This window comes from Acinetobacter sp. 24-47-39 (assembly GCF_056783825.1).
Genome location: NZ_JBWYIP010000010.1, coordinates 104687 through 120398 on the forward strand (window position 1 = coordinate 104687; position 15712 = coordinate 120398).

The 15712-nt window shown below is 39.0% G+C and carries 13 protein-coding genes; 9 read left to right on the forward strand and 4 right to left on the reverse strand.

Annotated elements, in window-relative coordinates:
• The first annotated feature begins 33 nt into the window (after positions 1-33).
• The 4 genes from pepP (at position 34) to AC1M9C_RS10435 (ending at position 4414) form a co-directional block, all read left to right on the forward strand.
• Positions 34-1353 carry a Xaa-Pro aminopeptidase gene (gene pepP / locus AC1M9C_RS10420; RefSeq protein WP_481586462.1) on the forward strand — a complete coding sequence of 440 codons (1320 nt, stop codon included), beginning with the start codon at positions 34-36 and terminating at the stop codon, positions 1351-1353.
• 198 nt (positions 1354-1551) lie between these two features.
• Positions 1552-2760 (forward strand): FAD-dependent monooxygenase, encoded by a 1209-nt coding sequence (locus tag AC1M9C_RS10425; protein WP_481586461.1) that lies wholly within the window; start codon positions 1552-1554, stop codon positions 2758-2760.
• On the forward strand, positions 2757-3995 hold the full coding sequence (locus AC1M9C_RS10430; protein ID WP_481586460.1) for an FAD-dependent monooxygenase: 1239 nt from the start codon (positions 2757-2759) through the stop codon (positions 3993-3995). Before AC1M9C_RS10425 ends, AC1M9C_RS10430 begins: the two co-directional genes overlap by 4 nt.
• 170 nt (positions 3996-4165) lie before the next feature.
• On the forward strand, positions 4166-4414 hold the full coding sequence (locus tag AC1M9C_RS10435) for a hypothetical protein (protein ID WP_035269751.1): 249 nt from the start codon (positions 4166-4168) through the stop codon (positions 4412-4414).
• A 40-nt stretch (positions 4415-4454) separates the two neighbouring features.
• On the opposite strand, the gene rsmI is transcribed toward AC1M9C_RS10435, so the two are convergent.
• On the reverse strand, positions 4455-5297 hold the full coding sequence (rsmI, locus tag AC1M9C_RS10440; protein WP_481586459.1) for a 16S rRNA (cytidine(1402)-2'-O)-methyltransferase: 843 nt from the start codon (positions 5295-5297) through the stop codon (positions 4455-4457).
• Between the two features lie 11 nt (positions 5298-5308).
• On the opposite strand from rsmI, the gene AC1M9C_RS10445 reads away from it, so the two are divergent.
• From AC1M9C_RS10445 to AC1M9C_RS10460, 4 genes are all read left to right on the forward strand, one after another.
• The gene (locus AC1M9C_RS10445; protein WP_035266822.1) at positions 5309-6238 is read left to right on the forward strand and encodes a penicillin-binding protein activator; all 930 of its coding nucleotides are present in this window, start codon (positions 5309-5311) and stop codon (positions 6236-6238) included.
• Positions 6239-6252: 14 nt separating this feature from the next.
• Positions 6253-6669: a YraN family protein gene (locus AC1M9C_RS10450; protein WP_035266825.1), complete on the forward strand. Its 417-nt coding sequence runs from the start codon at positions 6253-6255 to the stop codon at positions 6667-6669.
• Between the two features lie 64 nt (positions 6670-6733).
• Positions 6734-7426, forward strand: coding sequence for a BON domain-containing protein (locus AC1M9C_RS10455; protein WP_035266827.1), 693 nt, complete (start codon positions 6734-6736; stop codon positions 7424-7426).
• Positions 7426-8307 carry an alpha/beta hydrolase gene (locus AC1M9C_RS10460; protein ID WP_481586458.1) on the forward strand — a complete coding sequence of 294 codons (882 nt, stop codon included), beginning with the start codon at positions 7426-7428 and terminating at the stop codon, positions 8305-8307. The genes AC1M9C_RS10455 and AC1M9C_RS10460 overlap by 1 nt, the downstream gene beginning before the upstream one ends.
• Positions 8308-8330: 23 nt before the next feature.
• On the opposite strand, the gene nudC is transcribed toward AC1M9C_RS10460, so the two are convergent.
• The 3 genes from nudC to dnaQ all read right to left on the reverse strand — a co-directional run bounded on the left by nudC (position 8331) and on the right by dnaQ (position 12276).
• Complete coding sequence (gene nudC / locus AC1M9C_RS10465; RefSeq protein WP_180027922.1) at positions 8331-9089, reverse strand: NAD(+) diphosphatase; 759 nt, start codon at positions 9087-9089, stop codon at positions 8331-8333.
• Complete coding sequence (locus tag AC1M9C_RS10470; RefSeq protein ID WP_035266835.1) at positions 9089-10729, reverse strand: hypothetical protein; 1641 nt, start codon at positions 10727-10729, stop codon at positions 9089-9091. The genes nudC and AC1M9C_RS10470 overlap by 1 nt, the downstream gene beginning before the upstream one ends.
• Before the next feature lie 119 nt (positions 10730-10848).
• Positions 10849-12276 carry a DNA polymerase III subunit epsilon gene (gene dnaQ / locus AC1M9C_RS10475; protein WP_481586457.1) on the reverse strand — a complete coding sequence of 476 codons (1428 nt, stop codon included), beginning with the start codon at positions 12274-12276 and terminating at the stop codon, positions 10849-10851.
• Between the two features lie 215 nt (positions 12277-12491).
• Here dnaQ and AC1M9C_RS10480 point away from each other — a divergent pair, with 215 nt between their 5' ends.
• The gene (locus AC1M9C_RS10480) at positions 12492-15704 is read left to right on the forward strand and encodes a LysM peptidoglycan-binding domain-containing protein (RefSeq protein WP_481586456.1); all 3213 of its coding nucleotides are present in this window, start codon (positions 12492-12494) and stop codon (positions 15702-15704) included.
• Positions 15705-15712: the final 8 nt, after the last annotated feature.

A 15712-nucleotide genomic window follows, 5' to 3' on the forward strand; every position in this document is an offset into this window, starting at 1 on the left:
TCTTAAATTAAAAGCCTAAGCTGCAGAAAAGATATGAAACTTACTCAATCAGATTTTCAAAAACGACGTGATCAATTAGCCGCTGAAATAGGCCTAAGAAGCATTGCAATTATTGCAACACGTGAAGAAATGTTTAGAAATCGTGATGCTGATTATAAATATCGCGCTGATAGTAGCTTTTTTTATCTAACGGGATTTGCAGAGCCTGAAGCAGTTGCTGTAATTGAAACATTTGATACTGAAGAAGAAGGTTATACCTACAGTTTATTTTGTCGTGAACGCAATCGGGAGATGGAAATCTGGACAGGTTACCGTGCAGGGATTGATGGTGCAGTCGATGATTATGATGCGGATGAAGCTTATGCGATTGATCTACTAGACGAAGAAATCATCGCAAAGCTTCAAGGAAAAGAAAGATTATTTTATAGAATTGGTCAACAAGCCAGTTTTGATGCAAAAATTACAAAATGGATTGCAGAAGCAAGTGGTGAAAGCCGACGTGGTACCGCTGCACCTACACAATTGATTCAGTTAGATACAATTTTAGATGAGATGCGTCTACACAAAGAGCCAAAAGAAATAGAGTTAATGCAAATCGCATCTGATATTTCTGCTCAAGCACATACGCAAGCGATGAAATCTGTACAACCAGGAATGATGGAATATGCTTTAGAAGCGGAGCTGAATTATATTTTTGGTAAAAATGGTTGTGTACCATCGTATAACAGTATTGTGGGAGGTGGTGAAAATGCTTGTATATTGCACTATGTTGAAAATAACAAACAACTTAATGACGGCGATTTAGTTTTAATAGATGCAGCTTGTGAGTATGAGTTTTACGCATCAGATATCACTCGAACATTTCCAGTAAATGGTAAATTTAATCCTGAACAAAAGGCGCTTTATAATATAGTGCTTGATGCTCAAATCGCTGCAATAGATGCGGTTAGAATTGGTAACTCTTACAAAGAGCCACACTACGTTGCTGTTCGTATTTTAGTGCAAGGCTTGCTTAATCTTGGAATCATGCAGGGTGATCTCGATGAAATCATTGAGACAGAAGCCTATCGTCAATTTTATATGCATGGAACTGGTCACTGGTTAGGCATGGATGTTCATGACGTAGGGGGATATAAAGTCGATGGAGAATGGCGAACATATCAAGAAGGTATGGTGGTGACCATTGAACCAGGTTTATATATTGCCCCTGATGATGAAACTGTCGATCCAAAATGGAGAGGGATTGGTATTCGTATTGAAGATGATATTGTTGTCACCCAAGATGGACCGAGAAACCTGACTGCTAAAGTAGTGAAAACCATTGAAGATATCGAAGCCTTGATGGCGAGTTAACCATTTTCACAAATCTCAAAAGTCGATGGAAACATCGGCTTTTTTTTTTAAATGTCATATTCAATATTGAAAAATGAATTATGGCTTCATCTTCAATAACGCTAATTCATTATAAAAAGTAAAAACTTTATTGTAAGATGAATTTGATTAAGAATTTATGTGTATGCAGCTATTGCTTGCTTTTATAAGGATCAAAACATGCAACAAGAAGTCATCATTGTCGGTGGTGGAATGGTCGGATTAAGCCTTGCTCTTATGCTGGCTAAAACTAACATTGCAGTGAAATTGTTAGAGGCGATCAGCTATCCTAACTATGATGATGCTAACCTTGCACCATATCATTCAAGTTTTGATGCCCGTAATAGTGCGCTGTCACGTCGAAGCGTGCAAATTTATCAAGAATTGGGAATTTGGGATTCACTGCAACAATATGCAACGCCTATTTTAGAAGTAAATATCACAGAAGAAGGAAGCTTTGGTAAAGCACGTTTAATCGCGGCTCAAGAGAAAGTAGAAAGCTTTGGCCAAGTAATTGAGAATGCATGGCTTGGACGAGTATTGTTATCAGAAGTCAAAAAAAATCCACTCATTGAGTTAATTGATGGTGTTCAAGTGACGTCGCTTAAACAGGATGAACATTTAGCTTATCTCGAAGCTTTAAAAGCGAATGAACATTTGCAGTTTCAATCCAAGTTAGTCATAGCAGCAGATGGACGTGATTCTTTCTGTCGTAAAGCACTTGGTGTTGGTGCATCAGTGCATGATTATGATCAAGTGGCGATTGTCACTACAGTGCAGACATCCAAACCTCACTCCCAAGTCGGTTTTGAACGTTTCAGCCCACTTGGCCCTTTAGCATTATTACCTTTACCTGGTGAATACCGTCGTTCTGTTGTTTGGCCAGTGCCTAAAGGTACTGAGGGAGAGTGGTTAGGTGATGAAAATGATCAGCATTTTATAGATGCTCTTCAAAAAACCTATGGCGATCGAGCTGGTAAATTTGAGAAAACTGGTCGTAGATTTAGTTTTCCTTTATCTCAAGTTTTGTCTGAAAAACAAGCAATAGGACGTGTTGTACTTATGGGTAATGCTGCTCATACCATTCATCCAGTCGCAGGTCAGGGTTTTAATTTGTGTATGCGTGATGCATATGTATTGACCCGATATTTAAAACAACAGGTCATCAAAAATGCCGATTTAGGTGAAGTTGCTGTACTGAAAGAGTATGAAAAATCTCGACTCAAAGATCAGCAACGTGTGATTAAGTTTTGTGATTCTGTGGTGCGAGGCTTTAGTAATCAAAATCCAATACTAAAATTTGTGCGAAATACAGGTCTAATGTGCTTTGAAAATATTCCAGGTATTAAGCCACTCGTTGCCAATTATGCAATGGGGTTAAAAGCATGAATGATGCTATTTTAGATGTCGTGATTGTGGGCGGTGGTTTAGTCGGAGGATTAACTGCTTTATTGCTGGCTAAAGGTGGAGTTCAAGCGACTGTACTTGATGCAGCACCGATATTGGATCACGAGAAGACCTTAGAATCATTGAATCCTCGTGTACTTGCATTGAGTCAAGCCACTATTCATTTGCTTAAGCATGTTGATGTATGGGATAAGTTGGCTCGTCAACAACCCTACACGGGAATGCAGGTGTGGAACAAAAATGGCTTTGGTGAAATCAATTTTGGAACATCAGCGCATTCTAAACCTGATCAAGCACAAATATTAGGTTCAATGGTCGAACCAAGTATCTTGAACCTTGCCATTCAGAGCATGATGATCGACCAGATTGATGATTACCGTACTCAAATCCAAGTGAAACGTATTGAGCAAGGAAATGGTTGTTGGATTCTTCATCTCGCTGATCAAACTCAATTGAAAACGAAACTTTTAATTGGTGCGGATGGTGCAAATTCATTCGTACGTGAACAAGCCATGATTGATTTGGATGTTTTGGATTATCATCAGGCTGGTATTAGTTGTGCGATCAAGACGGAACAAGCTCATGAACATGTTGCGAGACAAATCTTCTTAGAAACAGGACCACTGGCTTTTCTCCCAATGGCAAGTTTAGAAGATCAAGAATATGGTCATTGGCAATCCATTGTGTGGACTTTACCAGATGATTATGCAGACGAATTTGCGTCACTCTCAGATGAAGATTTTGTACAATTACTGACACGAGAGAGTCATCATATGTTGGGTAAAATATTAGCCGCAACGCCTCGAGCAAAATTCCCACTGAAAGCACGAGCTGCTCAACGTTATATTAAAGATGGCTTAGCCCTAATTGGTGATGCAGCCCATGTTATTCATCCACTTGCTGGTCAGGGGGTGAATATTGGTTGCCTTGATGCAGCAATTCTATGCGATGTGCTACTTTCTGATTACGCCCGTGGCGTTTGGGCTCATGAGCAAACTTTATTGAAATATGAGCATCGCCGTAAATTTCAAAACGATGCCATGATGCATAGTATGTCTATGATTGGGTGGATGGAATCTGCTCCTGTTTTTCCTATTGTTTGGGCGAGAAACTTTGGTTTGAAACAAGTTGAAAATATAAGTGCGTTAAAATCGGCGTTTATGTCGCAAGCGAATGGTTTGAGTCAGCTCAGTAATACAAGATATCAAGTGAATTGAAATCTGATCTAAAAAGAATCATCAGTATATATTTTTTTACCAATATGATTAAAAAATATACAAATGAGGTGCTTTAGATACTATGCGAACGATAAAGAGCTTGATACATTTCTCTAAAAATCAAAGCACGTTCCAATCAGGTGCGTGAAAACATTGATGGGGAGTTTGAAATGACAGACGCAAATGATTTTGATGACAACGAAGACAGTGTTGTAGACGAAAATGAATCACAAGCAGCAGAAAAAGGTGCGGCCGTAAGTGACGTTACTGTATCTGATGCCGATGTCGCGGAAGCTGAAACATTAACAGTGACAGCTAAACTCAAACAACGTCAGGCACTGGAAGATGAAGTTGCTGCTTTTCTAGCACGTGGTGGTCGTATTACTGAAGTTCCACCTGATGAATCAATAAAAGATTAATAAAAAAAGCACCATCAATATGGTGCTTTTTTTATTTTACTTAATCATTCGCGCCACTGAGCTCTAGCGCGCGTTGATATGCGACTTTCTTTTTGATTCCAGTGAGATCAGCTGCAAGTTGAGATGCTGCTTTTACAGATAAATCTTGCAATAAACGATTGAGTAATTTATCTAATTCTTCTTGCTGCATGTCTTTTTCAGTGGCTGCTCCAGCAATGACGAGTACAATTTCCCCTTTTTGCTGGTGATGATCATTTGCAATAAATGAGTGTAAATCTCCAAGGGTCATTTTTTTGATTGTTTCGAAGGTTTTGGTAATTTCACGTGCAAACCCGACTTCACGGTCAGCCCCGAACACAGAGACCATATCCGTTACAGAGTCTAGGATTCGATGTGGTGCCTCATAGATGATCATGGTATGCGTGTTGTCTTTCAGTTTATTTAATTGAATAAGACGTTGTGATTGTTTCGAAGATAGAAATCCTTCAAAACTAAAGTGATCACTGGGTAGACCTACAGCGCTTAATGCTGCAATAGCTGCACATGCACCTGGAACAGGAACGACACGAATACCATGGTCCTGAGCTGCACGAACCAATTTAAAACCAGGATCACTAATCAACGGTGTACCTGCATCACTGACAAGTGCAACATTTTCACCATTTTTTAACTTATCGATAATTATATCAATTTTGTTACTTTCATTGTGATCATGGCACGCTGTAAGCGGAGTTGAGATATTATAGTGTTTCATTAAAAGAGCGGACTGACGTGTGTCTTCTGCCGCGATAAGAGAGACAGACTTTAAAACATCAATTGCTCGATAAGTCATGTCATCTAAGTGCCCAATTGGCGTCGCTACAACAAATAACTGAGCACTCATAAGGTTTCTCCATGTCGGATCTATTAAGAATAAAAAAAGAATTCATTGGTATTGGCTTATGTGGAATGATTTTCCAAGCCCAAGCGGAAGTATTGGTTATTTTACCTGATTCAGGCCCTATGGCGCGAGCAAGTAATAGCATTAAAAATGGTATTGATGAGGCTTATCAAAAGTCTAAAAGTGAAATGCCAATCAAATATGTCAATTCGGATCAAAAACGATTAAAAGAGATACTAAAGACGCAAGTCAGTCAAAACACCAAACTTATTATTGGTCCATTAGTCAGACAGGATGTCGAAGCAATAATGAAAGAACCGCTTAAAATTCCTGTTTTAGCACTGAATGAAGTTCCTTCTAAGCATGCAAAAGTGTGGCAGTTTAGTTTATCGAAAACTGATGATGCTCAAGGTTTAATTAAACAGATTGAAAAGGACCGAGTTCAACATCTCTATATCTTGCGTGAGTCTGGTACTGAGTCCGAGAGTTTAAGCTTTGTAAATGCCGTGTTTAAAAATTTTCATGGTAAGTTTTCTCTAGTCCAACAATTGCCTGATATAAAGTCAAATGAAGGGGTGTTGCTTTTAGGCAGTATGGCGTGGATCAACTCATTGAAGAATAAGCCTTCAAAACGTTTGTATGTTCAGGCTTTTGCTATTGATCATAATATGGATATTCCGAACGGAACTAAATTCTGTGATGTTCCAGTCATGGTTCAATTTTTAAAAAAACCTAATCAAACAACAGAAAATACTGCTGCATTCCAACGTCTCAATGCCTTCGGTCAAGATGTTTGGCGTTTGGCGGATTTGATGTTGAAAACGAAGAATCCTGATCAAATATCAATTCAAGGTCAGACTGGGCACTTGAGTTTTAAAGAGCATCGGATCGAAAGAAAACCTGCGTGCTTCGAGAAAACATGGTTTAGATTAAAAAATATTTAAGAGGACTTAAATGGATGAGTTCTCAACAATTAGGTATATGGGCTGAAGACCAAACTGAAAAAGTCTTGATCTCACAGGGTTATATTGTGCTGGCTCGAAATTTTCATTCTCGTTATGGTGAGATAGACCTGATTGCTCAACGTGATCTTGAGCTTGTATTTGTTGAGGTCAAAGCCAGATCAAAAACAACCTATGCTTCAGCCCTAGAATCAATATCATCGAGCAAGCAAATTAAAATTGCGAAAACAGCAATGTCATTTCTACAAAAATTTCCAAGCTATACAGAGTTTTATTATCGTTTTGATGTGTTTTGTTTTGATTTTCATAAAAAAATTGCAAAACCGTTACAGCATGAAATTTCTGATATAGATTATGATCTCGAGTGGATTGAAAATGCATTTACAATAAATGCAGACTTGATTAATCTATGAACCGAATGAGCTAAGCCATTTCCAACAATAGAAAAAATTCAAGTTTCACGAGGAGACGGATTGAGTGTTGAAGCGTATTGTAATTTCGATGGCGTGTGTTGCTAGTCTTTCAGGCTGTGCAAGTTTTATTTCAGGTGGAACTGGCGCAGAACCAGTTGGGGTGGTGAGTGGAGCTCGTTCTTTAGGTCAGGTATTTATTGACTCTTCAATTGAACGTACAGCAAAGATCAATTTATACAAATTGGATGCTCGTTTTAAACAATCTCGAGTCAATGTGAATAGCTTTCACAGTAATGTCTTGTTAACAGGTCAAGTGCCTGATGCGCATTTGAAACAGTTAGCAGAAGATAACGTTCGAGCGATGAGTGATGTGAAATCTATTCATAACTACATCACAGTTGGTCCTCAAATTGGTTACTCTACCATCATGCAAGATGCGACTGCGACAGCGAACACACGTGGCTTAATTATGCGTGCGCCAGTTGTTTCAGACAGTAAAGTCTTGGTTCATACTGAAGATGGCGTGTTATATGTGATGGGACGCTTAAATACAGCTGAAGAGCAAGATCTCATTGAAGTTTTACAACGAGTAGGGAATGTCACGAAAATTGTTACTTTGATTGATAACGTGGAATCTGCTCAAGTAGGCGCAGGTGTTCAATCATCATCACTTATGAACCCTTCAGCGGTGAGTACTCAACCTTATGTTGAAACACCCGTTGCAATTGATCCTGACGCTGGTGTCAGTTACCAATAATGTCGAATAAGATTGCGCAATTTTTTCCGAAATCAGTTCAGTTAAAACTGACCAAATTGAATCAAAAACTGAATGCTTTTCGCCCATATAATTTGGGTGGTTTGGCATTAAATCAATTGACCTCAAATAAAGGCTATTCTGTAAAAAGAAATATTGCTTATGGTCTTAAAGCTCGGCAACGACTGGATCTTTATGTTTGCCAAGCGCCAGCGAATAAACCTTTAGTTATATTCGTGCATGGTGGTGCATGGAGTAGAGGAAGTAAGGACGATTACAAGTTTCTTGGAGAAAGTTTGACACGTGCTGGATATAACCTCGCCGTAATAAACTATCATCTGGCGCCAGAACATATTTTTCCTCGTTACGTAACTGACCTTGCAGATTCAATTCAATATTTAATCAAAAGTGCTGATAAATATGGTATTTGTGCAGATCAAATAGCGCTTATCGGACATTCTGCTGGTGCTTTTAATGTGATGTCACTGATTTATCATCCTTCATTCATTGACTTTGAAGGACGAGATCGAATTAAAGCGTTGATTGGTTTGGCTGGACCCTATCACTTTAACTATCTAGGTGATCATTTATCTGAACATGCATTCGATAAAGCAGTAAATTTCAAAGCGGTGATGCCATACTATTTTGTAGAGAAAAATAATATTCAGCACTATATTTTTCTAGCAGATCAAGATACGTTGGTAAAAGATCATAATTCTGAAGAGATGCATCAAGCACTGTTAGCTGTAGAGAATCATAGCCAGCTCATTCGGGTGCCTCGTACTGGACATGTATCAATCATGGCAACAACTGCAACATTATTTGGTCGACTCTTCAAAACTCGATCTCTCATTCTGAAAGTTTTAGAAGAGTCCTTCAAATAAATCTATAACGATTCGGATTTGATTTATTCTGATTTGAAAGGAGTATTGTGAATGACATGGTGAATCATGGCATGCGCAATACTTCCTGCAAATGGAATTTCTGGTAAATCATCAAATTTAAAGAATTGGGCATCACTAATTTCATCTTCTTGAAGCACAATGTCACCTGAATCATACTCGGCCCGAAAAGCAATCATTAAATTACTTGGGAATGGCCAAGGTTGGCTGGCAAGATATTGAATATTTTTAACATTTAGACCAATTTCTTCCATGGTTTCGCGTTGCACAGCCTCTTCTAAAGTTTCACCAACTTCGACAAAACCTGCAATTAATCCATACATATTGGATTTATTTTTTGCATTTTTCGCCAGCAAAATTTCATTGTCACCTCGTGTGATTACGGTGATAACACAAGGTTGAACACGAGGGTATTGGTGATAATTACATGCTGGGCAGATCATGGCATATTCTGAACGGTGCACATCCGTTTCTGTACCGCAATGACTGCAAAATTTATGATTACGACGCCATTCTAATAATTGAACTGCTCGGCTCGCTTGTTCAAATTGTTGCTTAGACCATTGAGTGATCAACTGTCGGATTGGCACAAGTTGATAACCTTCAGGAATCGCTTCTTCAATATGTAGATCTCGTGCAATTACCTGATCACCAGATTTGAAAATCAGATCACTCTCTAAACGTTCAACACGTGGTAATTGGAAGTTTTCATCGACGAGAAGTTGATGTTGTTTAAAAATATAAGCAACAGAGAGTTCAGACATTAGGCAACCGCTTTAATTTTTTGACTGCTGATGAGTGCAGTCTCAGATACTGATTTATGAATAGGATAATCATACTTCAAGCCATCAAGATGAAGCTCTAGACTGGCAAGCACATCTAGAATGTGCTGAAGTTGTTGGGGGGTGAGTGATTTCTGAATATCGTAATAGTGTTCAACCGCCTCAGCACTATTTTTTAGCGCATTACTTAATTCTTGAGCATCAAGAAATAGAGCAGCACCGCTTAATTGTCTTAAATTGGTTGTGATGTTTAATAAATCATTTGTGTCTTTAGCATCGATGTTTTGAAAAAGCTTATCGCCTAGTTCTTGCAAGAGAATTCGAGCTTCTTTTTGCAGCGTTTCATGTGCATCATCTAGCCGATCCAGTGATATATTCATATTATTCACATCAAGTTGAATGCGAGTTGGTGCAAAATTTCGCTTCAAAATCCCGATAGAGTTCATAGCCGATAGCATGCTGTTCATTAATCGTTGAGCAAAATCGGTATTTTGTTGAATATAGGTTCGATGAAAATGATCTGCTTGCAGTTTCATCTCTGCATAAGCTTCATTAAGATTCATGACTAAAAAGATATTTGCCATACGATACAGCTTTAAGCGAATATCTAAAATTTGATCGTCGGTAAAACTTTGATAGTGACTTTCAATATCTAATCTTAATTGATTCAATTCTTCTGTAATCAAGTGAGCAACGGTATCCATTGTTCTTTGATCAGGTCCAAACAGATGGCGACTAAAAATTTGTAGTTGAACATCAGTCAAAATGTTGTCCGAGATTTGAAAATACTCACGAAGCATTTGTGAATCGTAGTTTTCTTGGCTAATACAAATCGCTAAAGCATTAGCAAAGTCAGTTTCATCGACCTGAAAATGCTGGGGTGCATTTAAAAACTCCCGAATTTGACTGCCAACTTTAGCCAACCATTTTAGGCGTGCATCACTGAGAATGAGTTGGTCAAGTTGATTAAATGCGATTTGCATCAGAAGCCAATATTGTTGACTCGGTGTTTCAAGAGAGAGCAGTGCTATATGATATACAATGAGTTTAAAACGATCAAAATCGTCTTCAGTTTCATTTTGCGTCACTAATTTTATTAAACAATCTTTATATAGTGTATTCCAATAATCAGATGAATTAATCTGATTCGATGAAGCTTGCGGTGTTAAAGTTAATTGTTTCTGAGTGGTCTGAATTCCATTACCCAAAGCTGTGCAAGGGATGTTCAATACTCGCTCAAGATGGTTAAGTGTATCTAAGAGAAATTGGGGGACATCGACTTCACGTAAGCAAATAAATTCGATATATCGCTTTAGCATCGTTGTACCATCACTTAATGCAGCAGCGTATTTCAGGTTTTTTGCAGTTGGATTTTGCATCATCTTTGACATGACTTGCGCACAGTAGTGTGCAAGTTGTGCGAGATGAGGAAGCTCGATCATGGCAAAAACTTGATTGGATTGTTCAAGTCGAATGAATGCGTCATCTATCCCAAAAGGAAGTGTTTGATCCTCAATAAGCTCTGATACTGTATTTTCGACCTGATCGATGATTTGATCAATTTCTTTTTTAACAATAAGTAATGCTGTAGGGTCAAAATAAATTGAACTTTGATAAGACATCGATCGAAACCTATGTTGGCCGTTAATTTTGCTCAGAGCCCAGATAAGGGGAATTTTTGCTCTAAATGAATATAGCCGAACTGATCGTACTTTACAAAATGAATCAAGCAGATGGAAGATTATTTAGCAAATAAGCACGGCTCGCCATTTTTTTTTTGGTAATCTTCGATCCATTTTTGGTGTGCTGCTAATTCCTCATCAGAAGCATAAATGATTGGTAAATCTACCTCAATTTTTTGGTACTGATTTTGTCCAGTTTCAGAATGATGATCATGCGCGGAGAGTGCATCGATATCAAATGAAACTTGACCACCTGTCATGGCTAAATAAACATCTGACAGAATTTCTGCATCCAGTAAAGCACCGTGGAAGGTACGATCACGCTGTGGAACTTCGTAGCGCTTCACTAATGCATCCAATGAGTTCTTTTGACCTGGATGTTTCGCTTTTGCCATCGCAAGTGTATCAGTCACTGCGCAGACTTCTGAAAGCGTACCAAAGCCAGCACGTTTGAACTCCATATCTAAGAAGTTCATATCGAAAGTTGCGTTGTGTGCGATAATTTCTGCACCTTTTAAGTACTTGTACAGTTCAGCAGCGATTTCTTCAAATATAGGTTTATCTTTCAAAAAATCATCAGAAATACCGTGAATTGCTTCAGATTCACCGACTGGTTTTTTGGGATTGATATAAATGTGAATTGAACTTCCTGTCAGTTTACGATTGATCATTTCAATCGCACCCACCTCGATAATACGGTCTGTATCTTGATAATAAAAACCTGTAGTTTCCGTATCTAAAATCAGTTGGCGTGGTCCTTGTAAATTTAAACGAGCAGGCGTGACCACAATATGTGGATGCGATTTTTCAGCTAACTGAGGAACGCTTTGATCTACAGATTCAGAATTTAAGTCCTGTGCATCAACTGTCTTAATAATATCTGAGGAGTTTGAGGTGACTTCGTCCGTGCTGTATTTAGCTTGATCATCATTTTCTGCTAAATCAATTTCGACTTCTTCTTCAACTTCTTCATCTTGATCGTTGAGATCTAAACCAAACGGATCATTGAGCAACCAATCTTCAGACTGTTTTTTTTTATCATTCGCTTGCAGGGAATTTTTTAATTGTTCAGCCGTTTGGTCAGCGCCTTGATTAGCTAACTGATCTGCCATTTCATTGCCTGGATGTCCTGCATGACCTTTAATCCAGTTCCACTCAATATCGCGACCTTGACAAACTTGATCCAAAGTTTGCCATAAATCAGGATTTTTTACGTCTTTCCAATTTTTCTTTTTCCAACCACTGATCCATTCAGTAATACCGCGTTTTACATAGTTTGAGTCTGTCCAAATGATCAGCTTCGCATCAACAGGACAAAATTTGATTCCTTCGATTGCGGCTGTTAACTCCATACGATTATTGGTCGTGTCAGGTTCACCACCACATATTTTATGTTCTGTATCCTTAGTGATGATGTAAGCACCCCAGCCACCTAGCCCAGGATTACCACGACATGCGCCATCAACATAAAGTGTTATTTCAGACATAGTTTGAACCAATCAATCGAATAAAGTGTTGAACATCAAGTTCGGAAATTTTATTGTATACGTAAATGCGAAACATCAGTGCGATAACTGGATATTTTTTAATGTCTTGTAACATTTATAAGCAATTACTCATCAAGAAGAGACTTGCCTGAACAACGAGCTCCTCTAAAATGGCTTATATACAATAAATTTACTATGCGTCTTTCGGAATTTGTATGTCTAAAACAACCACCGCAGTGTGGCAGCCATCTGCAACTTTTTTATTTAAAATTTCAGTAATTACTTCCGCAGTAACCGGGTTAGGCGTAATGACTGGCTGTACAGCGAGTCCCACTTCCGCAAAGACGCAAAAGTCGAATCAACTCGGCATGTTAGATGCCAGTAGCTTAGATTCACTTGAAGATCTTTTATCTGCAACTGATATGCGTGCAGTTGAAGGTGATCGTTTACTTATTTTAAAGCACGGCGATGTTTGGAAACGTATGACCGTTGGTTTTAAAATGGATGAAACAAAGTGGGATCCACGGATTGATGCTCAAAGAAGTTGGTTTATTACGCGTCAGCCTTATCTGGATCGTTTATCCGCTCGAGCTTCTCGTTATCTTTATCATACTGTAAAGGAAGCAGAGCGCCGTGGATTACCTACAGAACTTGCTTTACTTCCCGTCATTGAGAGTTCCTATGATCCAGCTGCAACGAGTTCAGCGGCAGCTGCAGGGATGTGGCAATTCATCCCAAGTACAGGTCGTATTTATGGATTAAGACAGACCAATTTGTATGATGGACGCCGTGATGTAGTTGAATCTACACGTGCAGCCTACGAGTTTTTAGGAAGTTTATATAACCAATTCGGTTCATGGGAATTAGCTTTAGCGGCTTATAACGCTGGTCCTGGACGTATTCAACAAGCGATTAACCGTAATAAGGCTGCTGGCTTGCCTACAGATTATTGGTCATTACGTTTGCCTCAAGAGACAATGAACTATGTTCCACGTTTCCTTGCGGTTGCACAGATTATCAAATCCCCTGAAAAGTATGGCGTAAGATTACCACCAATTGCGAATCGTCCTCACTTTAGAGAAGTTCCAGTTCCAGCAGGTGCGAGTTTAAACGAAATTGCTTCTCTGACAGGCTTAAGTCGTGCAGAACTTTATCAACTGAATCCAGGGCATCGTGGTGATATCATTGATCCTCAAAGTCCACAGCGAATTTTAATTCCAGCAGATTTAAATCCAAATATTGATCGTAAATTGAAAGCACTTAAACCAAGCAGTACAGGTCTATGGGCGAGCGCTTCAAGCCCTGTTTCTACATCTACGCCAGCAACCACAATTACAACGACAGTAAATACACCAAAAGCTTCAAATGCTTCCGTATTGGCAACTCAAACAGCGAAGCCAGTTAATAATACTCAAACACCTTCAGTATCTACAACAATTTCAACTTCGAAGGGTAGGACTCCTTCTGGTTCTGATGCATTGGCAGCTTTTGCTGCTTCGGCAGTGGTGCCAAGCGCACCTCGTATACCTGTTGCTGTTACACCGGCGCAAAATGTTAAACCTGTACGTGTAGAACCAGAAATCACTGCTGAAGAAAAAGCCAAAATCTTAGCTTCAATTGCACCTGAAAAAACCACAACAACTACGAGTTCTGATCAAATTATTGCCTCGGTCATTGAACCACAGGCCACTGAAGCAGAAAAAGCGGAAGTCGTTAGAGAGATTAGTGCCATTGCACCTCAAGGTACTGAGATTGTCGATCCGTTGGATGGCAAGATTAAATTAACTGCGATTCAAACAAGTCAATCTGTGGCAGCAGGACAAGGTTCAGAAGTTAAAGTTGGCTTTGCTTATCCTAAATCTGTAGCAGAAAGTACATTGCCTACTTCTGAGGAAGCCCAGCTTAATCAAGGTAAGGCATTTAAGAAAACTGAAAGTGAAGTGGTTGTAGAACCACCTAAGGGTAAGCGTAGTACGTATACGGTACTCCCTGGTGACACGCTGGCAATTATTGCAATGAAAAACGGCGTAAGTTGGAGAGATATTGCAAAATGGAACCAAGTAGATCCAAATGCAACCTTATATGTAGGTGCGACCCTATATCTGTACGATGCTAAACCAGTAGCATCTGCCCAGAAAACGGATATAAAGCCAGCAAGTTATATTGTAAAAGCAAATGATAGTCTTACTAGTGTTGCAAACCAGTTTGATTTAAGTGTCCAACAATTGGCTGAATTGAATGGTCTGACTATCAATAGTAATTTACTGGTTGGGCAGAAGTTAAATCTAACCCAGTCTCAAGCATCTAAATCAAGCAAAACTGAACAAGCGCTAACTAAGGTTCAAACGAAATCTTATACGGTCAAACGCGGTGAATACTTAAAGTTAATCGCTGATCGATACGGACTTTCGACTCAAGAGTTAGCGTCATTAAGCTCAGGATTGAAAGCTGATAGTAGCCTATACGCGGGTCAAAAAATTAATGTTCCTTTAGAAGAAGTGCAATCTGCTACAGCTTCATCAACGACTCGCGCGAGTAATGCTAAAACTGTACCTGAAATTCAGACTGAAACTTACCGCGTACAACGAGGAGATACGTTGTACAACATTGCAAATGCGAATAAGTTAACCGTTGTTGAGTTGGCGACACTGAATAATTTGGATATTGAAAAAGGATTGATGGTTGGTCAAACCATTAAAGTACCGGTGGGATCTAAAGTACCAGAGCAATATGTTGTTCAATCAGGCGATAGCCTGAATGCCATTGCAAGCAAATATAATCTTTCTGTTGCACAGTTAGCAGAAATGAATGGCTTGCGTACGAATGCTGGATTACAAGTTGGGCAAAAGCTGAATTTGAAAGAAGATGAAAATAAAGCTTCCACTAAGCAGAGTTCGACACGAAATAATTCGGTTGCTGAGAAAGTGGAGTCTCACACTGTGAAGAGTGGAGAGACCTTAGCAAGTATTGCGCGACAATATGATATGTCGCTTCAATCATTACTTACGCTGAATGATCTAAATGCGAGATCAGTCCTTCAAATTGGTCAAAAATTAAAAGTAAGTGGCGATGTTGAAAAGGCGGCTGCGAGTACTGAAAAAACACCAGTCCGTCAATCAAAATCGCGTGATACAGAGGATTATGCTGTCAAATCAGGTGAGTCTCTCCATGTTATTGCTACACGATTTGATATGACTGCAAAAGAACTTGCAGATCTCAATAAGTTGAACCTACGTGCTGGATTGCAAAGAGGTCAAATTATTCAAGTTCCTAAAGTTGTTACAGATTATAAAGTCCGTAGTGGTGATTCCCTGTATAGAATTGCGAATCGATTTGGTATAGACATTGATCAGCTTGCAGAAATGAATGGTTTGAAACCAAACACACCTTTACAGATTGGTGCTACGATAAAAGTTCCACATTCTTAAGTCTGCTT